The 23,858-nt window shown below is 71.1% G+C and carries 21 protein-coding genes and 1 tRNA gene; 13 read left to right on the top strand and 9 right to left on the bottom strand.

From position 1 onward, the window contains the following. Position 1: 1 nt before the first annotated feature. From WJM95_RS07640 to WJM95_RS07630, 3 genes are read left to right on the top strand one after another with little or no spacing between them, the layout of a single operon-like run. Positions 2–793 (top strand): SDR family oxidoreductase, encoded by a 792-nt coding sequence (locus tag WJM95_RS07640; RefSeq protein ID WP_339128798.1) that lies wholly within the window; start codon positions 2–4, stop codon positions 791–793. A gap of 15 nt (positions 794–808) precedes the next feature. Continuing rightward, positions 809–1,426 (top strand): TetR/AcrR family transcriptional regulator, encoded by a 618-nt coding sequence (locus WJM95_RS07635; protein WP_339128797.1) that lies wholly within the window; start codon positions 809–811, stop codon positions 1,424–1,426. 31 nt (positions 1,427–1,457) lie between these two features. Next, the gene (locus WJM95_RS07630; protein ID WP_339128796.1) at positions 1,458–2,615 is read left to right on the top strand and encodes an acetyl-CoA C-acetyltransferase; all 1,158 of its coding nucleotides are present in this window, start codon (positions 1,458–1,460) and stop codon (positions 2,613–2,615) included. 216 nt (positions 2,616–2,831) lie between these two features. Here WJM95_RS07630 and WJM95_RS07625 read toward each other — a convergent pair whose 3' ends face one another. The 4 genes from WJM95_RS07625 to WJM95_RS07610 are packed head-to-tail and all read right to left on the bottom strand — an operon-like array spanning position 2,832 to position 6,437. After that, positions 2,832–3,926 (bottom strand): nitronate monooxygenase, encoded by a 1,095-nt coding sequence (locus tag WJM95_RS07625; protein ID WP_339128795.1) that lies wholly within the window; start codon positions 3,924–3,926, stop codon positions 2,832–2,834. After that, complete coding sequence (locus WJM95_RS07620) at positions 3,926–4,801, bottom strand: CoA-transferase (RefSeq protein WP_339128793.1); 876 nt, start codon at positions 4,799–4,801, stop codon at positions 3,926–3,928. The genes WJM95_RS07625 and WJM95_RS07620 overlap by 1 nt, the downstream gene beginning before the upstream one ends. Positions 4,802–4,821: 20 nt before the next feature. Continuing rightward, positions 4,822–5,688, bottom strand: a complete 867-nt coding sequence (locus WJM95_RS07615; RefSeq protein ID WP_339128792.1) for a CoA-transferase — start codon at positions 5,686–5,688, stop codon at positions 4,822–4,824. Then, positions 5,685–6,437 (bottom strand): enoyl-CoA hydratase family protein, encoded by a 753-nt coding sequence (locus WJM95_RS07610; RefSeq protein ID WP_339128790.1) that lies wholly within the window; start codon positions 6,435–6,437, stop codon positions 5,685–5,687. Before WJM95_RS07610 ends, WJM95_RS07615 begins: the two co-directional genes overlap by 4 nt. Positions 6,438–6,681: 244 nt before the next feature. On the opposite strand from WJM95_RS07610, the gene WJM95_RS07605 reads away from it, so the two are divergent. Further along, positions 6,682–7,458 carry an SDR family oxidoreductase gene (locus WJM95_RS07605; protein ID WP_339128789.1) on the top strand — a complete coding sequence of 259 codons (777 nt, stop codon included), beginning with the start codon at positions 6,682–6,684 and terminating at the stop codon, positions 7,456–7,458. Continuing rightward, positions 7,455–8,372, top strand: coding sequence for an SDR family oxidoreductase (locus tag WJM95_RS07600; protein ID WP_339128787.1), 918 nt, complete (start codon positions 7,455–7,457; stop codon positions 8,370–8,372). The genes WJM95_RS07605 and WJM95_RS07600 overlap by 4 nt, the downstream gene beginning before the upstream one ends. A gap of 297 nt (positions 8,373–8,669) precedes the next feature. Here WJM95_RS07600 and WJM95_RS07595 read toward each other — a convergent pair whose 3' ends face one another. Both WJM95_RS07595 and WJM95_RS07590 read right to left on the bottom strand, forming a co-directional pair. Then, positions 8,670–9,410 carry an ankyrin repeat domain-containing protein gene (locus WJM95_RS07595; protein WP_339128786.1) on the bottom strand — a complete coding sequence of 247 codons (741 nt, stop codon included), beginning with the start codon at positions 9,408–9,410 and terminating at the stop codon, positions 8,670–8,672. A gap of 76 nt (positions 9,411–9,486) precedes the next feature. Further along, positions 9,487–10,380, bottom strand: a complete 894-nt coding sequence (locus WJM95_RS07590) for a hypothetical protein (protein WP_339128785.1) — start codon at positions 10,378–10,380, stop codon at positions 9,487–9,489. Positions 10,381–10,753: 373 nt separating this feature from the next. Between WJM95_RS07590 and WJM95_RS07585 the strand changes: the two genes are divergently transcribed. The 6 genes from WJM95_RS07585 to WJM95_RS07560 all read left to right on the top strand — a co-directional run bounded on the left by WJM95_RS07585 (position 10,754) and on the right by WJM95_RS07560 (position 18,276). After that, entirely contained in the window at positions 10,754–11,536 is a 783-nt protein-coding gene (locus tag WJM95_RS07585) for a serine protease (RefSeq protein WP_339128784.1), read from the top strand. A gap of 128 nt (positions 11,537–11,664) precedes the next feature. Continuing rightward, a complete protein-coding gene (locus WJM95_RS07580; protein WP_339128782.1) occupies positions 11,665–12,120 on the top strand; it encodes a GNAT family N-acetyltransferase in 456 nt (151 codons plus the stop codon). Between the two features lie 66 nt (positions 12,121–12,186). Beyond that, complete coding sequence (locus WJM95_RS07575) at positions 12,187–12,531, top strand: chorismate mutase (protein WP_339128781.1); 345 nt, start codon at positions 12,187–12,189, stop codon at positions 12,529–12,531. Positions 12,532–12,720: 189 nt separating this feature from the next. Then, entirely contained in the window at positions 12,721–15,213 is a 2,493-nt protein-coding gene (pepN, locus tag WJM95_RS07570) for an aminopeptidase N (RefSeq protein ID WP_339128780.1), read from the top strand. A 229-nt stretch (positions 15,214–15,442) separates the two neighbouring features. Continuing rightward, positions 15,443–16,840: an aminotransferase class V-fold PLP-dependent enzyme gene (locus WJM95_RS07565; RefSeq protein WP_339128779.1), complete on the top strand. Its 1,398-nt coding sequence runs from the start codon at positions 15,443–15,445 to the stop codon at positions 16,838–16,840. Continuing rightward, positions 16,837–18,276, top strand: coding sequence for a SidA/IucD/PvdA family monooxygenase (locus WJM95_RS07560; protein WP_339128778.1), 1,440 nt, complete (start codon positions 16,837–16,839; stop codon positions 18,274–18,276). Before WJM95_RS07565 ends, WJM95_RS07560 begins: the two co-directional genes overlap by 4 nt. Positions 18,277–18,449: 173 nt before the next feature. Here the strand turns inward: WJM95_RS07560 and WJM95_RS07555 are convergent, their stop codons facing one another. Continuing rightward, the gene (locus WJM95_RS07555) at positions 18,450–20,255 is read right to left on the bottom strand and encodes a 5'-nucleotidase C-terminal domain-containing protein (RefSeq protein ID WP_339135410.1); all 1,806 of its coding nucleotides are present in this window, start codon (positions 20,253–20,255) and stop codon (positions 18,450–18,452) included. A 367-nt stretch (positions 20,256–20,622) separates the two neighbouring features. On the opposite strand from WJM95_RS07555, the gene pyk reads away from it, so the two are divergent. Beyond that, positions 20,623–22,059, top strand: a complete 1,437-nt coding sequence (pyk, locus tag WJM95_RS07550; protein ID WP_339128777.1) for a pyruvate kinase — start codon at positions 20,623–20,625, stop codon at positions 22,057–22,059. A gap of 56 nt (positions 22,060–22,115) precedes the next feature. Here pyk and WJM95_RS07545 read toward each other — a convergent pair whose 3' ends face one another. Further along, a complete protein-coding gene (locus WJM95_RS07545) occupies positions 22,116–22,907 on the bottom strand; it encodes a helix-turn-helix domain-containing protein (RefSeq protein ID WP_339128776.1) in 792 nt (263 codons plus the stop codon). Positions 22,908–22,994: 87 nt separating this feature from the next. After that, a tRNA-Leu gene (locus WJM95_RS07540) sits at positions 22,995–23,077 on the bottom strand. A 101-nt stretch (positions 23,078–23,178) separates the two neighbouring features. Here WJM95_RS07540 and WJM95_RS07535 point away from each other — a divergent pair. Beyond that, a complete protein-coding gene (locus WJM95_RS07535; protein ID WP_326788388.1) occupies positions 23,179–23,835 on the top strand; it encodes a response regulator in 657 nt (218 codons plus the stop codon). The last annotated feature ends 23 nt before the right edge of the window (positions 23,836–23,858 follow it).

Genomic DNA, 23,858 nt, shown 5'->3' with positions numbered 1-23,858 from the left:
CATGAGCGACGTCGAGAGCCCGGCGTACGTACCCGGCCACGGACTCCTGAAGGGCCGCAGCGCCGTCATCACCGCGGCCGCGGGCGCCGGCATCGGCGGAGCCACCGCACGCCGGTTCCTCGAAGAAGGCGCCCGCGTCGTGATCAGCGACGCGCACACCCGCCGCCTGAAGGAGACCGCCGGGAGCCTCGCCGCGGAGTTCGGCCCCGGCCGGGTCACCGCACAACCCTGCGACGTCACCGCCGAGGACCAGGTCCAGGCCCTCTTCGACACCGCCACCGCCCACCACGGCCGACTCGACATCGTCGTCAACAACGCGGGACTCGGCGGCACCGCACCCCTCGCCGACATGACCGACGACCAGTGGTCCACCGTCCTCGACGTCACCCTGAACGGAACCTTCCGCTGCACCCGCGCCGCCCTGCGACGCCTCAGGGACCAGGGCGACGGCGGGGTCGTCGTCAACAACGCCTCCGTCGTCGGCTGGCGCGCCCAGTCAGGACAGGCCCACTACGCCGCCGCGAAAGCGGGCGTCATGGCCCTCACCCGCTGCGCCGCCGTCGAGGCCGCCGCCTACGGCGTCCGCGTCAACGCCGTCTCACCCAGCCTCGCCATGCACCCCCACCTGGTGAAGGTCACCACCCCCGAACTCCTCGAGGAACTGACCGCCCGCGAAGCCTTCGGCCGGTACGCCGAACCCTGGGAGGTGGCCAACGTCATCGTGTTCCTCGCCTCCGGCTACTCCTCGTACCTCACCGGCGAAGTCGTGTCCGTGAGCAGCCAGCACGCATAGGACGACAATGACCGCGTGCCTACCAAGAAGAAGCCCCAGGTGACCGCCACCCCCGAGCGCCGCCGCGAACTGCTCGGCACCGCCGCCGAGGTGTTCGCCGAACAGGGCTACAACGCCACCACCGTCCGCAGGATCGCGGACGAGGCCGGGATGCTCGCGGGCAGCCTCTACTACCACTTCGACTCCAAGGAATCGATGCTGGAGGAGATCCTGCGCACCTTCCTCGACGAACTCTGGGACGGCTACGACACCGTCCTCGACTCCGGACTCGGCCCCCGCGAGACCCTCGAAGCCCTCGTCACCGAATCCTTCCGGGAGATCGACCGCCATCGCGCAGCCGTCGCGATCTACCAGAAGGAATCCCGGCACCTCGCCGCACAGGAACGCTTCGCCTTCCTCGCCGAGTCCCAGCGCAACTTCGAGAAGGCCTGGCTCGGCACCCTGGAACGCGGAGTCGACGCCCATGTCTTCCGGGCCGACCTCGACATCCGCCTCACCTACCGGTTCGTCCGCGACACCGTCTGGGTCGCCGCCTCCTGGTACCGGCCCGGCGGCCTGCACAGCCCCGAGGAGATCGCCCGCCAGTACCTGTCGATGGTGCTCGACGGCATCTCCGTGCGCGAGGAGACATAAGCGCACCACCCACACCCCCAAGGGAGTCGTCATGGCCGAGGCCTACATCGTCGAAGCGGTCCGCACCCCCGTCGGGCGACGCCGCGGAGGACTCGCCGCCGTTCACCCCGCCGACCTCGGAGCACACGTCCTCAAGGCCCTCGTCGAACGCTCCGGCGTGGACCCGGCGGCCGTCGAGGACGTCGTCCTCGGCTGCCTGGACACCGTCGGCCCGCAGGCCGGGGACATCGCCCGCACCAGCTGGCTGGCGGCCGGACTGCCCGAGGAGGTCCCCGGAGTCACCGTCGACCGGCAGTGCGGCTCCTCCCAGCAGGCCGTCCACTTCGCCGCCCAGGCCGTCCTGTCCGGCACCCAGGACCTCGTCGTCGCCGGCGGCGTGCAGAACATGAGCCAGATCCCCATCGCCTTCGCCTCCCGCCAGGCCGCCGAACCCCTCGGCCTCACCGAAGGCCCCTTCGCCGGCAGCGAGGGCTGGCGCGCACGCTACGGCGACCGCCCCGTCAACCAGTTCCACGGCGCCGAACTCATCGCCGCCAAATGGGGCATCAGCCGCCGCGACCAGGAGGAGTTCGCCCTCCGCTCCCACCAGCGGGCGATCCGCGCCGCCGACGAGGGCCGCTTCGCCCGCGAGACCGTCCCCCACGGCGACGTCACCGCCGACGAGGGCCCGCGCCGCGACACCACCCTGGAGAAGATGGCCGCCCTCAAACCGGTCGTCGAGGGCGGCACCATCACCGCCGCCTGCTCCTCCCAGGTCTCCGACGGCGCCGCCGCGATGCTGCTCGCCTCCGAACGAGCCGTCCACGAACACGGTTTGACCCCCCGCGCCCGCGTCCACCACCTCTCCGTACGCGGCGAGGACCCCATCCGCATGCTCTCCGCCCCCATCCCCGCCACCGCCCACGCCCTGAAGAAGACCGGCATGTCCATCGGCGAGATCGACCTCGTCGAGATCAACGAGGCGTTCGCCCCCGTCGTCCTCGCCTGGCTCAAGGAGACCGGCGCCGACCCCGAGAAGGTCAACGTCAACGGCGGCGCCATCGCCCTGGGCCACCCGCTCGGCGCCACCGGCGTCCGCCTGATGACCACCCTGCTGCACGAACTGGAGCGCACCGGCGGCCGCTTCGGACTCCAGACGATGTGCGAGGGCGGCGGCCAGGCGAACGTGACGATCATCGAACGCCTCTGAGGGACCCGAGGGGCGGGACCGGCCCCGTGTGCCGGACGGCCACGTGTGCCGGACGGCCACGCGTCCGGACAGCCACTTGTCCGTACGGGCCCTTGTCCGTACGGGCCCTTGCCAGGGCGGGCACCTTTGCGGGCGGGTGCCTACCCGGCCACGTGTCCGGACAGCCACGTGTCCGTACGGGCCCTTGCCAGGGCGGGCACCTTTGCGGACGGCTGCCTATCCGGGCGGTTCGCCGCAGGCCTCGGCCCACGGCGGGCCCGCCCCGCCCGTCGCGGCGAGCGCCTCCAGCGTCGCGTGGGCCTCCGCCATCACCCGCGTGACCAGGTCCGCGCACGACGGAAGGTCGTCGATCACCCCCGCCACCTGCCCCGACGCCATCACCCCCAGATCCGTACGGCCGTCCACCATCGACGCCTTCAGCAGCATCGGGGTATTGGCGGCGAGCAGGACCTGGCTCCAGGTCAGATCCCTGCCGTGTCTCATGGCGAGGCCGTCGCGGATCATCCGGGGCCAGGACAGACCCGAGATCCGCCGGAACCCTGCGGCGCGCCGCACCGCCTGGACCAGCGACCCGGCGCGCCCCGCCTTCTCCAGGGTGTCGACGAGCTCGCTGCGCAGCATCCGGTGCGGCAGTCCGTCGACGGCCGTCGTCACCGTGACGTCCTTCACCGTCGCCGCCAGGTACCTCGCCTTCACCGCGCCGGGGACCGTCGAGTCGGAGGTCAGCAGGAACCGCGTGCCCATCGCGATGCCCGCCGCCCCGTACGCCAGCGCCGCCACCAGCCCCCGCCCGTCGTGGAAGCCGCCCGCCGCCACCACCGGTATGTCCACGGCGTCCACCACCTGGGGCAGCAGCACACTCGTCGCCACCTCCCCGGTGTGACCGCCGCCCTCACCGCCCTGCACGATCACCGCGTCGGCGCCCCAAGCGGCCACCTTCTCCGCGTGCCGCCGGGCCCCCACGGACGGCACGACGACCACCCCCGCCTCCTTCAGCCCGGCGATCAGCTCACGGGAGGGGGCCAACGCGAACGAAGCGACCCGCACACCCTCCTCGACGATGATCCGCACCCGGTCGCCCGCGTCCCCGGCGTCGGCCCGCAGATTCACCCCGAACGGCCGGTCCGTACGGGACTTGACCTCCCGCACGGCGTCACGCAGCTGGTCGAGCGTCATCGTCGCCGACGCGAGGATGCCCAGGGCGCCCGCGTTCGCCGTCGCCGAGACCAGCCGGGGCCCGGCCACCCAGCCCATGCCGGTCTGCACGACGGGATGCCGGACCCCGACGAGCCGGGTCAGCGCGGTCTCCATCAGCGCCCGCCCCCGCCCGGACCCCCGGGTATCGCCCCGCCCCGTGCGCCGCCGCCCGGACTCCCGGGCATCCCTCCGTCCCGTGCGCCGCCGCCCGGACTCCCGGGCAGGCCGGCCTGCGGATCGGGCACCTCGCGCTCGCGCCGGCCCTCCGGGTCGATCACCGTGCGGATCAACTCCAGCTCCTCCGCCGTCGGTTCGCGGGTGAACGGCACCTCGTCCGGGATCCTCAGCGCGAAACCCGTCGCCTCCCCGACCTGTTCGACGGTGACGCCCGGGTGGACGGACACCAGTCGCATCGCGTGGTCGGGCGTCGCGAAGTCGAGGACGGCCAGGTCGGTCACCACCCGGGGCAGACGATGGAACCGGGTGGCGCTCGGACCCGCGGCGGCCGCCCGGTCGTACCCCACCCCGCACACCATGTCGACCCGTTCCACGAACACCCGCGGAGAGTGCCGGGGGATCCAGTAACTGGTCGGGTTGTTCAGGGTGTTGACCGGGGCGCCGCGCACGCCCAGCAGCTGGCGCCGGGGCCGGGACCAGTCGCCGACGCACGAGATGTTCTGGTTGCCGAAGCGGTCGATCTGGCTCGCCCCCATCATCACGTGCCGCCGCCCGCCGGTCACCGCCGTCAGATGTCTGCGGTAGGGCAGCCAGCCCTCCGTCGTGCCGTCCGGTCCGACGAGCAGCGCCTCGCCGTCCGTCAGCAGCAGATCCGGCGAGAAGGTGTGCCGGGCCAGCCGGGCGCCCAGGGACGGGATCAGACCCATGGGACTGGCGATCACCTCGCCGTCGCCCCGCCACGCCTCGGCGCACGCGATCACGCAGTACTCGGCCCGCGTGACCCGCACCGGCCCCGCCCCTTCCCCGTTCACCGCACCCGCCCCTTCCCCCTTCACCGCTCCCGCTCCTTCCGCCAGTCCCGCACGGCGCTCTGATAGTCGTGTTCGCCGCCGCCGAGGAACCGCTCGGCGAACTCGGCGTACGGCGTGGTCGCGTACAGCTTCTGGAACGCCTCGTCCCGCCCGTAGTCAGGGACGCACGAGGTGAAGTGCGCGCCGTTGGGCGTCTCCACCACGCCCGTCACGGACGACCGCCGGAGCAGCAGCGTCTGCGGCGCCGCCTCCTTGGTCAGTTCCGCCGTGTCGACGATCCGCTCGCACGAGACGTACGCCGTGTCCGCCGCCTCGCAGAACAGGTCGTCGAAGTACGGGTCGGGGCCCAGATACTGGCCGTTGCCCGCGCGGTCCGCCCGGTTCAGGTGGACCAGGGCCGCGTCCAGACGCAGCGCGGGCATCGCGACGAGCTCCTCCCGTATCCCCGAGACCGGGTCCGGATACGGCGAAGTGACCGTCCGCAGCCCCGGGTCGACCCGCATCACGTCCGAACCGAGCCCCGCCCGCACCGGGAGGAACGGCAGCCGGTTCGCCGCCGCGCGCAGCCCCCACATGAACATCGCCTCGTCCACCTCCCTCAGCTCGAACGCCCCGCGCTCGCGGGCCGCGCGGTAGTTCGGTTCGAGCGGGATCGAGTCGAGCGTGGCGAAGGCCGTCACCAGCGTGCGGATCCGGCCGGCGGCGGCCAGCAGCCCGACGTCGGGTCCGCCGTACGACACCACGGTCAGATCGGTGATCTCGCTGCGGAGCAGCGCTCTCACCAGGGCCATCGGCTTGCGGCGCGAACCCCAGCCGCCGATGCCGAGGGTCATCCCGGTCTCCAGCCGGCCGACGACGTCCTGCGCCGACATGGTCTTGTCGCTCACCTGGGAGCCTCCTTGCCGAAGGTGTCACGGACGCGGGCGGCCACTCCCGCGAGAGCGGCCTCGAAGGTGAAGCCCTGCTCGAAGCGGTAGCTGCGGCGCACGTCGACGGGATCGATGCCGTTGATGGCGGCCTTGGCGAGCCGGAGGAGCTGACCGTCCTTCGCGGCAATCTCGCGCGCCAGCTCCAGGGCCGCCGACCGCAGTTCCGCGCGCGGCACGACCCGCCACACCGAGCCGTGGGCGTGCAGCTCGGCCGCCGTCGCCGTGCGCGAGGTGTAGTACAGGACGCGCATCAGATGCTGGGGGACGAGCCGGGCCAGATGCGTGGCCGCGCCGAGCGCGCCGCGGTCCAGCTCGGGCAGGCCGAAGACGGCGTCCTCGCTCGCCACGATCGCGTCCGCGTTCCCCGCCAGCCCGATGCCGCCGCCCAGACAGAAGCCGTGCACCGCGGCCACGACGGGCACCTCGCACTCGTACACCGCTGCGAACGCCTCGGCGCAGCCGCGGTTCGCCCCGATCAGGGCCCCATGGCCGGTCCTGTCGCGTTGCAGCTCCTTGATGTCGACGCCCGCGTTGAACCCGCGTCCCTCCGCTCTCAGGACGACACAGCGGGTCCCCGGGTCGCCGCCCGCCGCGCGCACGGCGTCGGCGAGGTCGAACCAGCCCCGCACCGGCAGTGCGTTGACCGGCGGGAAGTCGACCGTGACGACGGAAATCCCCTTTTCCGGGGACGAGGTGGAGACACCCATGGGCACATCAGCTACCTTTCCACCAAACGTTTGTTAGGTGTGATGCGAAGCTAGCAGCGATCGCGGTCGCGCGGGAGGCCCTGTGGACAACCCGGACACCACGAACCGGCCCAGCACTTCGGGCCGCCCTGACCGCTTGCCCCCGTCCGACGCCCCGCCCCGGTCCGATCCTCCGACCCGCCCTGACCTCTCGACCCGGTCCGACCCTTTGACCCGCCCCGACCCCTCGACCCGTTCCGACGCAATGCCCCGTTCCGATGTCTGGGCGGACCTCGGCGGCCGGACCGTCGTCGTCACCGGCGGCACCCGAGGCGTCGGCGCCGGCATCGCCGGAGCCTTCGAGCGAGCTGGCGCCCAGGTCGTGGTCTGCGCCCGCCGCCCGCCCGAAGTCCCCCTCGGCAAGGCCGACTTCGTCCCCCTCGATCTGCGCGACCCGGCCGCCGTCCGGGCCTTCTTCGACGCCCTGCCCCGCCTCGACGTCCTGGTCAACAACGCGGGCGGCGCCCCCTACCGCCCCCTCGCCGAGGCGGACGCCGAGCGGCACGCACGGGTGATCGAGCTCAACCTCACCGCACCGCTCACCGCGTCGATCGCGGCCCACGAGCACCTCAGGCGGACCCGGGGCTCGATCGTGATGATCGGCAGCGTGAGCGGCTCACGCCCTTCGCCCGGGTCCGCGGCCTACGGCGCGGCCAAGGCGGGACTGGAGAACCTGGCCCGTTCCATGGCCGTCGAGTGGGCGCCGGAGGTCCGGGTCAACACCCTGGTCGTCGGCATGGTCCACACGGAACTGGCCCATCTGCACTATGGCGGGGAGGACGGCGTCGCCGCCGTGGCCCGCACCGTTCCGCTGGGCCGCCTGGCCCGGCCCTCCGACGTCGGCGCCGCCGCGGTCTTCCTCGCCTCCGACGCCGCCGCGTACATCAGCGGCGCCTCCCTCCTCGTCCACGGAGGTGGCGAGCGGCCCGCCTTCCTCGACGCCGCCACCGCCAACAAGGACCGGTCAGGAGAGACACGATGAGCGCACGACTGCTGTGCGAGGGGCGCGTCGTGATCGTCACGGGCGCGGGCCGCGGACTCGGGAGGGCGCACGCGCTGGCGTACGCCGCCGAGGGCGCCCGGCTCGTGGTGAACGACCTCGGCGTCGGCCTCGACGGCACCCCCGCCGCGGACAGTCCGGCCCGGCAGGTGGCCGAGGAGATCCGCGCTGCGGGCGGCGAGGCGGTGGCCCACGGCGGCGACATCGCGACGACCGACGGCGCCGCCTCCCTCGTCCGCGCCGCCCTGGAGACGTACGGGCGTCTCGACACCCTCGTCAACAACGCCGGGTTCCTGCGCGACCGGATGCTCGTCAACCTCCACGAGGACGACTGGGACGCCGTGATGCGGGTCCATCTGAAGGGGCACTTCCTGCCGCTCAGGCACGCCGCGGCCCACTGGCGCGCGGAGGCCAAGGCGGGCCGCGCGCCCGACGCCAGGGTCGTCAACACCAGCAGCGGGGCGGGCCTGCTCGGCTCGGTCGGACAGGGCAACTACAGCGCCGCCAAGGCCGGAATCGTCGGACTCACGCTGGTCGCCGCGGCCGAGATGGAACGCTACGGCGTCCAGGTCAATGCCATCGCCCCGGCCGCTCGTACGCGGATGACGGAGCGCGCCTTCGCCGACACCATGGCGGCCCCCGGCAGCGGCTTCGACGCCATGGACCCGGGCAATGTCTCGCCGCTGGTCGTCTGGCTCGGATCGGCGGCCAGCGCCGGGGTCACCGGCCGTGTCTTCGAGACCGAGGGCGGCAGGATCACGGTGATGGAGGGCTGGCGGCCGGGCCCGAGCGCCGACAAGGGAGCGCGGTGGACCCCGGCGGAGGCAGGCGCGGCGACCCGCGAACTCCTGGAGCGGTCCACGGCACCGGGGGCGGTGTACGGGACGGGCTCCTGAACCCGGCGCGACCGCACCGATCCTCGAACCCGGCGCGACCGCACCGTTCCCCGAAGCCCGATGCGGCCGCACTTCTCCCCGAAGCCCCGGCGCGGCCGCACCGCTCACTCGAAACCAGACGCGGCCGCACCGCCGCACCACTCCCCGAAACCCCATGCGTCCGCACCACGCCCCGAAGCCCGGCGCGGCCGCACCGCTCACTCGAAACCGGACGCGGCCGCACCGTTCCCCGAAGCCCGATGCGGACGCACTTCTCCCCGTAGCCCGGCGCCGCCGCACCGCCTCGGCCCCCTCGACTCAGCGGCGCGTCGTGCTCGCCTTCAGCAGGGTGACGATCTCCGCGTGACCGGTCTGGAGGTCGTCGCCCGCGAACGGCTCGCCCCGGGCGTCCAGGAGCTGCACCTCGACCACGGTGCCCTCCGGCGACTCGTGCCGGTGGGTGACCGAGGCGTGGCCGGGGCCGTGCGCGCGGGCCAGGCTCTCCCGGAGCTCGGTCTCGACGCCGACGCCCAGCAGACGGCGGGCCTCCGCCAGCGCCTCGCCCCGCGCGCCCGCCCCGTGCGCGAGCAGAGCCCGTACACAGCCGGCCGACCCCCGGTGCGCGGCCGTCACCAGCGGGGGCTCGCCCGCCGGTCCGGGCCTGCCGGGGTCCGCGCCCGCGGCGAGGAGCGCCTCCGCGACGGCGGTGTGCCCCCGGCGCAGTGCCCAGGTCAGCGCGGTGAAACCGAACGCCTCCACCGTGTCCGGGTGCGCCCCGGCCGCGAGCAGGGCGACGACCACCTCCGTGTGACCCCCGCAGGCGGCGCCGCACAGGGGAGCGTCCGTGCCCAGGCTGAGCCGGTCGGGCTCGGCGCCGACGGCCAGCAGCAGCCGTACGACGCCGGGCCGGTCGCTCACGGCCGCCAGGTACAGGGCGCTCTGCCCGTCCGCGTCGACGGCCTCCGGACTCACTCCGGCCCGCAGCAGCCGTACGACCGTGTCCTCGTCCCCCTCGTACACGGCGGGGAAGAGAAGTGCGGTCGGGTCGTTCGTGCTCATCCTTCGACCCTCGCTCGCCACCGACACGCGAGGCAAAGGCTTTCGGGGTGTTCTGCCTCACCCGCCCGGCGGCCGGTCAGGTGTCGCACTCCAGCACCGTGCGGCACAGCGCGCACCGTGCCCGTACCCGGCCCCGGACCGGCACCCGGATGCGCTGGTGGCAGGTCGGGCACGGGAAGGAGACGCGCAGCGGTCCCTGGTCGTCGGGCGCGAAGGCGTAGGGGACGCCGGAGTGGTCGGGAGCGTGGTGGTCCTGGGCGTGGCGTCGGTCGCGGGCGTAACGGCGGCGGCCCGCCCAGCCCGCCGCGGTCAGCGGGGGCTGCCGCCCGTCACGCAGGGCCAGCTCCATGCCCTTGGTGTACGCGGTGTACGCCTGCGGGCTCGTGAACCACACGGAGGGGTCCTCGTCGAAGACCAGGGCGCGCTTGGCGAGGACGTAGCCGAACTCCTCGGGGGTCAGATAGCCGAGCTTCTGCGAGGACGCGCCGTCCTCGCGGTAGGCGTCGAGGAGGAGCCAGCCCGCTCCGAGGTAGGCCGCGGCCGTGTCGGTGAGGATCTCGGTGTCGCGCGTGCCGGGGAAGGAGAGGTCCAGGCGGTGCAGATAGACGTGCATCACCTCGTGGGCGAGCGCGGCGCCGATGTCCCTGCGGTGGGTGCGGAAGCGGTCGTTGAGCTCGATGAAGTACTCGGGTCCGGCGGCGAGTTCGACATGGGCCGCGTGGGTCATCTCGCGGAAGCCGACGATCATCCGGGCGTCGGGGAGCCGGTAGTGCCGCACCATCTCGCGGGCGACGCGCTGGGCGCCCAGATGCAGGTCGTCCACGTCCGCGAAGGCCACGTCGGCGGGGACCACGCTGGCCGCGAAGGTGTGGATGGTGTCGTACGAGAGCCGCTTGTACAGCGCGGTGATCGATGCCCGCACCGTGTCCAGATGCGGGTAGCCGTGCTCGACGGGTCCGCCGTTCGCCACGCCCGCACCCCCAGAAGACGCCGGAACTCCTCTCCACTGTAAGCGGGGTTCCGTCCGCGGGCGGGGGAGCGGGGCGGGCGGGGTGGCGGTCGGCCGGAACGCGACGTCCGACCGGCGCCCCGGTCCTCGACCGGCGCCCTGACCGGTTCGCGGTCCGCGGTCCTTGACCGGTGACGCGGCCGGTTCTTCCGGCCGGGTCATGGGCCCTGACGGTGTCCGGTCGGTCCTCCTGGCCGGAATGCCGCTCTTGCCCGGTACGGCGGGCGGTCCTCATAATCCCCACCAGCTTGGCAGGTGCATGCCTAAAGACTCATGTCTGATGGCGCTCTCCGTGCGCCCGCCCGGCGGACAACCCCCCACGAAAGGAAGCACGTTGAAATCTCCCCGGAAGTTCGGAGTCCTCAGAAGACTGTTCGCCGTCGGCGCGGTCGCGCTCGCGACCGTGTCCCTCCAGCCGCCGGCCGCCCACGCCGCCCCCGCGCCCGTCGTCGGCGGGACACGCGCCGCCCAGGGCGAGTTCCCCTTCATGGTCCGCCTCTCCATGGGCTGCGGCGGAGCCCTCTACACCAAGAGCATCGTCCTGACCGCCGCCCACTGCGTGAACGGCTCCGGCACCAACACCTCCATCACCGCCACCGCCGGCGTCGTCGACCTCCAGAGCGGCAGCGCCGTCAAGGTCAAGTCCACCAAGGTGCTCCAGGCCCCCGGCTACACCGGCAAGGGCAAGGACTGGGCCCTCATCAAACTCGCCCGGCCCATCGAACAGCCCACCCTGAAGATCGCCACCAACACCGCCTACAACACCGGCGACTTCACCATCGCCGGCTGGGGCGCCGCCCGCGAAGGCGGCGGACAGCAGCGCTACCTCCTCAAGGCCACCGTCCCCTTCGTCGACGACGCCACCTGCCAACAGGCGTACGGCAGCGACCTCGTCCCCAGTGACGAGATCTGCGCCGGATTCGTCGCCCAGGGCGGCGTCGACACCTGTCAGGGCGACTCCGGCGGCCCCATGTTCCGCAAGGACGACACCGGCGCCTACATCCAGGTCGGCATCGTCAGCTGGGGCCAGGGCTGCGCCGAGCCCGGATACCCCGGCGTGTACAGCGAGGTCTCGACCTTCGCCGCCGACATAGCCAGAGCCGCCGCCGGCCTCTGACCCCACCGGTACGGGAGCACCGCGCCACCGCTCGAACGGCGCCCGCGACCCACGTCGCGGGCGCCCGCCGCACACGCGGACGGGAAAACGGCTTCGGCGCCCACGGGCCGCGTTGGCATACTCGCCCCATGACCAGCCCCCGCCCCCAGCCCGTCACCGCCTCCCTGCTCATCGGGGCCAAGGACGAAGCCCTGCAACAGCGGCTCGACGACGAACTCACCGCCTTCAACGCGCGAGCCACCGGTGCCGGTGACCCCGAACCCGTCTCGGTCAAGGTCACCGACGCCGACGGGGAACTCGTCGGCGGACTCACCGCCTGGGTGTGGGGCAGCTGCTGCGCGGTCGACATGCTCTGGGTGCGGGCCGACCAGCGCCACGCGGGCTGGGGCGGCAAGCTCCTGCGCGCGGCGGAGGAGGAGAGCATCCGGCGCGGCTGCACCGAGATGATCGTCTCCTCCTTCACCTTCCAGGCCCCCGACTTCTACCGAGGCCACGGCTACCGCGAGACCGGCCGCACGGACGGCATCCCCGGTGGGCACCAGGACGTGCACTTCCACAAGGTGCTCACCGGCTCGCACCCCTAGGGCCTGTCCGACCAGGTCCCGGACACCGATGATCGAGCCCCCGCGATCCACGTAGGGTTGGCTGTCATGACCACCAGCAAGCCCCAGGAAGCCGGCCCCGACGTCAGGGCGGAGCTCGCCCGGCTGCGCGACAGCATCGACAACATCGACGCCGCCGTCGTCCACATGCTCGCCGAACGCTTCAAGTGCACCCAGCAGGTCGGCCACCTCAAGGCCGCCCACCACCTGCCGCCCGCCGACCCCTCCCGCGAGGCCCACCAGATCGCCCGGCTGCGCAGTCTCGCCGAGAACGCCAAACTCGACCCGGCCTTCGCCGAGAAGCTGCTGAACTTCATCATCGCCGAGGTCATCCGCCACCACGAACGCATCGCGGACGACGCGGGCGGCGGTACGGCCGACCCGCACGAGTGACACCGCCGGGCCGCCGGCGACCCGGCCGCCCCGCCTGCCCCCGGCTCTCCCCGGTCCCCGGCAGCCCGCGGCCCCGGGCGCCCGCGGTCCTGGCAGCACACCCGGCCGCAGTGGGTGACCGGGCAGCCGCAAAGCGTACATAGCGGACCACCCCTGTGTCCCGACCTCACCATCGGGCAGCATGGCCTCATGTCCGTACTGACGCGCGACGAAGCGCAGACCCGTGCCAAGCTCCTCGACGTCCACCACTACGGGATCGAACTCGACCTGACCGGAGGGGACGAGACCTTCGACTCCCTGACCGTCATCCGGTTCACCGCCCGAGCCGAAGCGGACACCTTCGTCGAGCTGAAGCCCGCCGAACTGCGCTCCGTCACCCTCGACGGCCGGACCCTCGACCCGGAGACCTTGGACGAGAACCGGCTGCCCCTGAAGGGACTCACCGCTGGCGAGCACGAACTGCGCGTCGACGCCTCCATGCGCTACTCCCGCACCGGGGAGGGCATGCACCGCTTCACCGACCCCACCGACGGCGAGACCTACCTCTACACCCAGCTGTTCATGGAGGACGTCCAGCGCGTCTTCGCCGCCTTCGACCAGCCCGACCTCAAGTCCGTCTTCGAACTCTTCGTCACCGCCCCCGAAGGCTGGACCGTCCTCGCCAACGGCGTCACCGAACACCTCGGAGACGGCCACTGGAAGGCCGCCCCCACCCCCCTCATCTCCACCTACCTCGTCGCCGTCGCCGCCGGACCCTGGCACTCCGTACGCACCGAGCACGGCGGCCTGCCCTTCGGCCTCCACTGCCGCCGCTCCCTCGCCCCCCACCTCGACGCCGACGCCGACGAGATCCTCGACATCACCCGCGCCTGCTACGACCGCTACCACGAGAAGTTCGACGAGCCCTACCCCTTCGACTCCTACGACCAGGCGTTCGTCCCCGAGTTCAACGCCGGCGCCATGGAGAACCCCGGACTCGTCACCTTCCGCGACGAGTTCATCTACCGCTCCGCCGTCACCGACACCGAGCGCCAGACCCGCGCCATGGTCATCGCCCACGAGATGGCCCACATGTGGTTCGGCGACCTCGTCACCCTGCGCTGGTGGGACGACATCTGGCTCAACGAGTCCTTCGCCGAGTACATGGGCTACCAGACCCTCACCGAAGCCACCCGCTTCACCGACACCTGGGTCGACTTCGGCGTCGCCCGCAAGTCCTGGGGCTACGACGCCGACCAGCGTCCCTCCACCCACCCCGTCGCCCCCGACCCGGACGCCGTCCCCGACACCGCGTCCGCCATGCTCAACTTCGACGGCATCTCCTACGCCAAGGGCGCCTCCGCCCTGCGCCAACTCGTCACCTGGCTCGGCGAGAAGGACTTCCTCGCGGGCATCAACACCCACTTCGCCCGCCACAAGTTCGCCAACGCCACCCTCGCCGACTTCATCGACAACCTCGCCTCCGCCACCGAACGCGACGTCCACGCCTGGGCCGAGGCCTGGCTGCGCACCACCGGCGTCGACACCATCGAGCCCGAGGTCACCGAGGCCGACGGCCAGTGGCAGCTCACCGTCGGCCACCGCGGCAGCCGCCCCCACCGCATCGCCGTCGGCGCCTACGACACCGTCCCCGGCGAGGACACCCGCCTCACCCTGCGCGAACGCTTCGAACTCGACGTCCCCCAGGCGGACTCCGCCACGGCCAGGTCGGGCCGACGCCCCGACCTGCTCCTCCTCAACGACGGCGACCTCACCTACGCCAAGGTCCGCTTCGACGCCAAGTCCTTCCAGACCGTACGGGCCGCCCTCTCGGGCCTCCCCGACCCCCTCACCCGGGCCGTCGTCTGGAACGCCCTGCGCGACGCCGTCCGCGACGGCGAACTGCCTCCCACGGACTACATCGAGGCCGCCCGCACCCACCTGCCGCACGAGACCGACCTCGCCCTCGTCCAGGGCGTCCTGACCTTCGCCGCCCTCCACGTCGCCGACCGGTACCTGCTGCCCGAACAGCGGCCCACCGCCCTCGCCACCCTCACCGACCTGTGCCGCGACCTCATCCGCCGCACCGAGGACGGCTCCCACCCCGGTCTGCGCCTGACCGCCGTGCGCCACCTCATCGACGTCGCCGTCCACCCCGACACCATCAGCGCCTGGTTCTCCGAGGGCACCGTCCCCGGCGGCCCCGAACTCGACCCCGAGCTGCGCTGGCGCATCCTCGGCCGGCTCAGTGTCCTCGGCGCCGTCGACGACGCCGTGATCGAGGCCGAACTGGTCCAGGACCCCAGCGCCACCGGCCAGGAAGGCGCCGCCCGCTGCCGCGCCGCCCTGCCCGACCCGCAGGCCAAACGCGCCGCCTGGGACGCGATGTTCGCCGGCGACGACCTCTCCAACTACCTGTTCACCGCCACCGCCCAGGGCTTCTGGCAGCCCGAACAGACCCACCTCCTCCACGAGTACGTCGAGCGCTACTGGTCCGACGCCGTGGCCGTCGCCGAACGCCGCGGCCCCGCCATGGCCGAAGCCGCCGGCCGCTGGGCCTTCCCCTCCTGCGTCGTCACCCCCGAGACCCTCGCCCTCGGCGAGGACTGTCTGCGCGACGCCGACCCCATCCCGGCCCTGCGCCGCAAGCTCACCGACCAACTCGACGACCTCGCCCGTGCCCTGCGGGTGCGGCAGGCCTAGCCACCACCCGGACACCAGCTCCGGACACCACTCCAGACACCAGACGCGAACCCGGACGCCGGACCGCTGCACCAGCAGCCGTCCGGCGTCCGGCGCGTGCGGGACCGCTCACACAAATCCTCCGTACGGCAGTACCCCCGCCGGGGCCGAATCGTTGTCCTTGGCGGGCGCACCTGCCCAAAAACGCACACGCCGGGAAGGACCCGCCGCACAGCCACCGGAGGACACCATGAGCACGGCGCCCCTCGCCTCAGGCCCCCAAGGCCCCGACGCACTGCGGCCGTTGCTCGACACCGTCCTGCACGCCCTCGCCGAGGGCGCCACCGCCCGCGGCGGCCCCCTCCCCGCCGGAGGACCGAGAGAGGTCGCCCAGCGCCTGCGTACGGCCCTCGGCAACCCCCTGCCCCAGCACGGCAGCCCCGACGCCCTGCACACCCTCGTCCGCGCCCTCGCCGAAGGCGCCGCCGACCCCGCCGACCCCCTGTGCGCGGCCCACCTGCACTGCCCGCCCCTGGCCGTCGCCACCGCCGCCGACCTCGCCGCCTCCGCGCTCAATCCCTCCCTCGACTCCTGGGACCAGGCCCCCGCCGCCTCCGAGCTCGAAGCACTCGTCGCCCAGGCCCTCGCCCACCAGGTCTACGGCGGCCCGGACCCCTCGGACACCCCGGACCCCTCACACCCCCGAGGCGACGCCCTCGTCACCACCGGCGGCACCGAGTCCAACCAACTCGCCCTCCTCCTCGCCCGCGAGCAACACCACGGCGTCCAACTCGTCTGCGGATCCAACGCCCACCACTCCCTCCACCGCGCCACCTGGCTCCTCGGCCTCCCCGAACCCGTCGTCGTCCCCGCACCCGCCGGCACCCTCGACCCCGCCGCCCTCGACAGCGCCCTCACCGACCTGCGCGGCCCCCTCCTTGTCGCCGCCACCGCCGGCACCACCGACGCCGGACTCATCGACCCGCTCCCCGACATCGCCGACCTCTGCGCCACCCACGGCGCCCGCCTCCACATCGACGCCGCCTACGGCGGAGGCCTCCTCTTCAGCGACCGGCACCGCCCCAAACTCGACGGCCTCGCCCGCGCCGACACCGTCACCCTCGACCTCCACAAACTCGGCTGGCAACCCGTCGCCGCCGGCCTCCTCGCCGTCCGCGACCCCACCGACCTCACCCCCCTCGCCCACCGGGCCGACTACCTCAACGCCGACGACGACACCGAAGCCGGCCACCCCGACCTCCTCGGCCGCTCCCTGCGCACCACCCGACGCCCCGACATCCTCAAGATCGCCGTCACCCTCAAGACGCTCGGACGCCACGGCATCGGGAACCTCGTCGACCAGGTCTGCGCCCACGCCCACGAACTCGCCGACCTCACCGCCGCCCACCCCGGCTTCGAGCTCTACGACCACCCCGTCATCAGCACCGTCCTCTTCCGGCCCTACGACGCCACCGACGACGCCGTCGCCGCCGTACGCCGCACCCTCCTCGACCAAGGCCGCGCCGTCCTCGGCCGCGCCACCCTCGACGGCCGCCGCTGGCTCAAAGCCACACTCCTCAACCCCCACACCCGGCCCGGCGACCTGGCCACGCTCCTGAAACTGGTGGAAGGACACACACCCCGATGAGACCGACACCCCACTCCCAGCCCCCCACCGCCGAAACACCCCGCGACCTCGTCGGCATCGGCATCGGCCCCTTCAACCTCTCCCTCGCCGCCCTCGCCCACCCCCTCACCGAACTCGACACCGTCTTCTACGAACAACGCCCCGGCTTCGACTGGCACCCCGGCCTCCTCATCGACGGCGCCACCCTCCAGGTCCCCTTCCTCGCCGACCTGGTCACCCTCGCCCACCCCACCAGCCCCTGGTCCTTCCTCAACTACCTCAAGGACCGCGACCGCCTCTTCCCCTTCTACTTCGCCGAGCGCTTCCACATCCAGCGCGCCGAATACGACGCCTACTGCCGCTGGGTCGCCGACAACCTCCCCGGACTCCGCTTCGCCCACCAGGTCGACGCAGTCCGCTGGAACCCCGACCACGACCTCTTCGAAGTCGACTTCACCCGGCTCGACCCCAACGGCCAGGCCCAGGCACTCGGCCGCACGCACACCCGCAACATCGTCCTCGGCGTCGGCACCGCCCCCCACATCCCCGAACCCCTCAAACCACTCGTCGACGCCCCCGACGCACCCGTCATCCACGCCGCCGACTACCTCAAACACCGCGACCGGTTCCTCACCGCCGACCACATCACCGTGATCGGCGCCGGCCAGTCAGGAGCGGAGGTCTTCCTCGACCTCCTCCGCAACCGCCCCACCGGAAAGGAGAGGATCCACTGGCTCGCCCGCACCGAGGCCTTCGCACCCATGGAGTACTCCAAACTCGGCCTCGAACACTTCACCCCCGACTACACCCGCTACTTCCACGCCCTCGGCGAACCCGTCCGTGACCGCCTCCTCGCCGCCCAGTGGCAACTCCACAAGGGCATCGACGCCGACACCATCGCCGCCATCCACGACGAGCTCTACCGTCGCACCCTCCACGGCGGCTGGCCCGACGCCGTCCTCACCCCCGCCGTCACGGTCCGCACCGCAGGCCGCATCGCCACCACCAAGATCGAACTCCACCTCGAACACGTCCAGCAAGGCACCCGCTCCCGCCTCACCACCAACGCCGTCGTCCTCGCCACCGGCTACCGCGAACGCCCCATCGCACCCCTCCTCGCCGGACTCGACCCCTACCTCCGCCGCGACAACTCCGCCCGCCCCGACATCGACGACCAGTTCCGCCTCGTCCTCGACCCCAGCGTCACCGGCCGCGTCTACGTCCAGAACGCCGAACTCCACACCCACGGCGTCGGCACGCCCGACCTCGGTCTCGCCGCCTGGCGCAGCGCCACCATCCTCAACTCCCTCACCGGCAAGGACCCATACCCCCTTCCCGGCCGCACCGCCTTCACCACCTTCGGCCTCGAACACACCCCCCGCGTCCCCGCCGCCCGCAAAGAACCCAGAACCCTCACCCCGCTCGTTCCGCTCATCCCGCTCGTCGAAGGACGATGAGGGCCACCCCCACATTCACCGCCCCATCCACCCCCACATCCCTTCATCGGACGAGCCCCGCCGAACGGTTCACACGACGACCGGGAATCTCCGATCGCCCAGCCCACCCGCACAAGACAAACGGCGCCGACGCGAAAACCGCGCCGACGCCGCCCACCTGAACCACCCTCGCCCTAGAACACGGGCACACCCTCACGCGTCAGCTTCCAGTCCACCGACGCGAACTCCTTCGGGTCCAGCACACCCTTCGCCGTGACCCACTCCGAGATCCGCGTCCGGATCTCCGTCGACTCCGACCACACCTCGGTCGCCGAAGCGACGTACGGGAACGCACCGCCACCATTGGCGCGGTAGTTGTTCACCGCCAGCACGAACCGCTGACCGTCGTCCAACGGCGCACCGTCGTACGACAGGTTCCTGATCCGCGAACCCTCGGCCTGCGCGATGTCGATGTCGTACCGAAGCCCCGACACATAGTCGTAGTTGTAGTCGGGCCGATTGTTGGCGTTCGTCAGCTTCTCCGTGTCGACCACCGCACCCACCGGCGTCTGCACGAAGTAATTCGCCGAGTACTCCAGGTACGCACGCACCTGCGCACCGGTCAGCACCTTCGCCACCAGCGTGTTGTCGTACACGTACAGACTCGACAGATCCCGGATCGTCACATCACCCGCCGGTATCTCCGACGTCCGCGAGAACGGCGACGCCTGCGCGATCACCGGCAACGACGCGTACTGCGTCCCCGCCAGCGCCGCCCGCACCACGTCCTCCTGCACCCGCGTGATCAGATCGATGATCGGAGCGTCCTTGTAACGCGCCTCCACCGTCGTCAGCGTCTCCGTCGCCCGGCCGACCACCTGGTTGACGTACGCCACCACGACCTCGTGCTCGTCCTTCAGCAGCCGAGTGATCCTCGGATCGTCCGCCACCGTGTTCGCGTTCCGCACCGAGGCCGCCACCGACTCGACGTGCCAGCGCCCCTTCTCGAAGACCAGCCCGAAGTCGAACACCGACAGCCGCTCCGCGAACGCCAGCGGCTCCGACAACACCACCGTCCTGCCCGTCGCCGTGTTCGTGACCTTCAGCTCCGGGATCTCCAGATGCGCGTGACCCACCAGGATCGCGTCGATCCCCGGCACCTGCTGCGCCACCAACGCCGCCGAGTTCTCCACGTACGGAACCTGATCACCGTACGACGACGTACCCGAAGCACCCGAATGAGCCGACACCACGACCACGTCCGCACCCATCGACCGCAGCTTCGGCACCCACTTCGCCGCCTGCTCCTCAAGACCCGGGAACGTCAACTTCCCCTGCACATAGGCCTTGTCCCAGATCGCGATACCCGGATTCGTCAGCCCCAGCACCGCCACCCGCACCGGCGGCGCACCATGAACATGGAAATCCTTCATGAAATACGGAGGGAACGCCGGCTTCAACGTCTTCGCGTCCAGCGCGTTCGCGCCCAGCAACGGGAAACGGCACTGCGACTCGAACTTCCGCAGCGTCTCGATCCCGTAGTTGAACTCGTGATTCCCGAGCGCCACCGCGTCGTACCCGATCGCGTTCATCGCCTGCGCCATCGGATGCACCGGACCACCCTTGGCGGTGATCGGATCCACCTTCGCGTAGTAATACGTCAGCGGAGTGCCCTGGATCGTGTCACCCGCGTCCAGCAGCAGCGTGTTGCAACGCCCCTTCTCCGCGCGGATCTCGTTCACCAGCGTCGAGACCCGCGCCAGCCCCTGAGCGTTGCCCGCCTTGTCCGCGTACTCCGCGTCCTTGAAGTAGTCCCAGTTGAAGACATGACCATGCAGATCGGTCGTCCCCATGACGGTCAGCTCGTACCGCTTCACCGGCCGGCCCCCCTTCGCCCCCTCCGCGGCCTGCGCCACCGGAGCCACGCCCACACCCGCGAGCGCCACCCCAGCACCTGTCACGGCGGACTCTTTCAGAAACTTCCGGCGATTCAACGGCATCTCTCGAACTCCTCGGGAAAAGGTCAACGACGCGCGTAGATTCTGGCCCAACACCCGCCCCCGCAAAAGACCCTGGAGGTTTCCATCCGATGGCCGGACGACACCGGGGATCCACCACGGCTCCAGCGCCACCTGACAGCATCACGGAACGTCACCGCAAGACTCTCCCGCGCACCCACCCCGCGGCCCGGCGCACACTGGACGGACACGGGTACGAAAAAGCGCCGAGCCCACCGGGAGCGATCCTCTGCTCATCAGAGCGGCGCGGCGCACAATTCAACAGTTGTCAATAACCCTTCACGCAAAGGTTGTTGAGTAGTCATGCGCGACCAATTCTCTACCGACCGGTAAGGCCTAGGCTCGAATCATGCGCCGAGCAAAAATCGTCTGCACACTGGGCCCCGCCACCGACTCATACGACCAGATCAAAGCCCTGGTCGAAGCCGGAATGGACGTAGCCCGCTTCAACCTCAGCCACGGCACCCACGCCGACCACGAAGAGCGCTACCGGCACGTCCGGAAAGCCTCCGACGAAACCGGCCGCAGCGTCGGAATCCTCGGCGACCTTCAAGGCCCGAAGATCCGCCTCGGCCGCTTCACCGAAGGACCCGTACTCCTTGAACGCGGAGACACCTTCACCATCACCGTCGAAGAAGGCGCCCAGGGAGACCGCGAATCCTGCGGCACCACCTACGACGGACTCGCATCCGACGTCACTCCCGGTGAACGCATCCTCGTGGACGACGGCAAGGTCTGCCTCGAGGTCACCCGCGTCGACGGCCCCCGCGTCCACACCACCGTCGTCGAAGGCGGCATGGTCTCCGACCACAAAGGCCTCAACCTCCCCGGCGTTGCCGTCTCCGTCCCCGCCCTCTCCGACAAGGACGAGGACGACCTCCGCTGGGCCCTGCGCACCGGCTTCGACGTCATCGCCCTCTCCTTCGTCCGCAGCGGCAAGGACATCCAGGACGTCCACCGCATCATGGACCAGGAAGGCCGCCGCCTCCCCGTCATCGCCAAGGTCGAGAAGCCCCAGGCCGTCGACAACATCGACGACATCGTCGCCGCCTTCGACGGCATCATGGTCGCTCGCGGCGACCTCGGCGTCGAAATGCCGCTCGAACAGGTCCCCATCGTCCAGAAGCGGGCCGTCAAACTCGCCAAGCGCAACGCCAAGCCGGTCATCGTCGCCACCCAGATGCTCGACTCGATGATCGACAACTCGCGCCCCACCCGCGCCGAGGCCTCCGACGTCGCCAACGCCGTCATCGACGGCACCGACGCCGTCATGCTCTCCGGCGAGACCAGCGTCGGCAAATACCCCATCGAGACGGTCAGGACCATGTCCCGGATCGTCGAAGCGGCGGAGGAGGACATGCTCGCCAAGGGCCTCCCTCCCCTCACCGACCGCAACAAACCCCGCACCCAGGGCGGAGCCGTCGCCCGGGCCGCCGCCGAGATGGGCGACTTCCTCGGCGCCAAGTTCCTCGTCGCCTTCACCCAGTCCGGCGACACCGTCCGCCGGCTCTCCCGCTACCGCTCGCCCATTCCCCTCCTCGCCTTCACCCCCGTGCCCGCCACCCGCTCCCAGCTCAACCTCACCTGGGGCGTCGAGACCTTCCTCGGACCCCACGTCGACTCCACCGACGCCATGGTCGACCAGGTCGACGAACTCCTCCTCAAGTACGGCCGCTGCGCCAAGGGCGACATCGTCGTGATCACCGCCGGCTCCCCGCCCGGGGTCTCCGGCTCCACGAACCTCGTCCGGGTCCACCACGTCGGCGAAGACGACAGCCCCAAGTAACCGCACCACGCCCGAGGGCCCCTGCCGGGCCGGCGAAGGGTCCGCCCTTCCGCCGGTCAGTACTTGGGGCCCACATGGGCGTCCATGAGGGCGACCGAGGCCTTCTTGGCGACCGAGATGTTGTACGGGTTCCCGTGGCGGGTGCAGTGGGTCCAGTCGACGCCGAGCCCGTCCAGGGTGTCGGTGAACAGCTGCCGGATGTCGTCGGAGACATTGGTGAAGAAGTACCGGGGGTACTCGTAGCGCTTGCGCTCCCCGCCGACGAGGCGGGTGGTCCAGTTGGTGATACGACAGCCGTCGGAATGGATGAGCCCCCGCACGAACTCCCAGGGGTGAGCGTCGACGATCTCCCGCTGCCAGGGTTCGAGCGCGATCGGACGCTCGTGCTTCTTGCCGGGGCCGTGCTGGGGGAACAGGCAGACGAGGTGCTTGAAGTACACCTTGATGGTGTGTGCGCCCTTGCTCCGCACGCGGCACGTGGCGCTGTCGGGGAACACGGCCCGCAGGGCTCGCTCGGCGCTGTCCTGAATGCCCGGCCAGGCATCGTCGAGGGTGATCATGAGACTGGGCACGTTGTGCCGCGCGTAGTGACTGATGTGTCCGTCGCCCAGATACAGGCCGAGGAGATAGCTGTACGAGGCCTGGTCGAGGTCGCGGCCGTCGCACCGGGGGCAGAGAAGCGACGGGCGGACGGTGACCGGCTCGCCGCGCCTCAATCGGTCCCTGTGCTTCCAGTAGCTGACCGTTCCCGGCGGAATGCCGAAGGCGCGTGCCACTTCGGTGTTCCTCGCGCCGTCGCGGAGCAGCGTGAGCGCCTGCTGTCGTACTTCAGTTCCATAAGTGTTCACGTGAACACTCTGCGTCACGGATCGCTACTTTGTGCAGCAAAAAGCGGAGGTCCACGCGAACGTGGACCTCCGCTTTGCGGTGAACTGTGCCGGGTGCGGGACTCGAACCCGCAAGCCCTCTCAGGCAGAGGTGTTTGAGACCTCCGTGTATACCGTTCCACCAACCCGGCCCGACTGGCTCTGCGGAAGCATACCGGGTCATCGTGGCGCGCCGCCGCTAGGTAGTCTTCTTAAGCAGCACAACCTGCCCGGCCCGCAACGAGGAGCCCCCGTGACCGCCCCCGAGTCGCCCCAGCCCGTAGACGCGCCCGACGACGACAAGTCGCACGTGCCTCCGCTGACGACCCGTGTCGTCATCGCCGAGGACGAGGCGCTGATCCGTCTCGACCTCAAAGAGATGCTCGAAGAAGAGGGCTACACCGTAGTAGGCGAGGCCGGTGACGGTGAGCAGGCCGTGGAGCTGGCCCGGGAGCACAAGCCCGACCTCGTGATCCTCGACGTGAAGATGCCGAAGCTGGACGGCATCTCGGCGGCGGAGAAGATCGCTGAGGAGTCGATCGCCCCGGTGCTGATGCTGACGGCGTTCTCGCAGCGCGACCTCGTGGAGCGCGCGCGTGACGCGGGCGCGATGGCTTACCTGGTGAAGCCGTTCAGCAAGAGCGACGTGGTGCCGGCGATCGAGATGGCGGTGTCCCGGTTCGCGGAGCTGAAGGCGCTGGAGGGTGAGATCGCGGATCTCACGCAGCGTCTGGAGACGCGGAAGCTGGTGGACCGCGCGAAGTCGGTTCTCCAGACGGAGTACGGCCTGACGGAGCCGGCGGCGTTCCGGTGGATCCAGAAGACGTCGATGGACCGCCGTATGTCGATGCAGCAGGTCGCCGAGGCGGTCATCGAGGACGCCGAGGAGAAGAAGGCGGCGAAGGGCTAGCCCACCCGGCAGCCCCCGTGAAC

It is taken from the genome of Streptomyces sp. f51 (assembly GCF_037940415.1).
Classification (GTDB): Bacteria; Actinomycetota; Actinomycetes; order Streptomycetales; family Streptomycetaceae; genus Streptomyces.
Note: the sequence above shows the minus strand (reverse complement) of the source record. Positions and strands in the feature narration are given on the sequence as shown.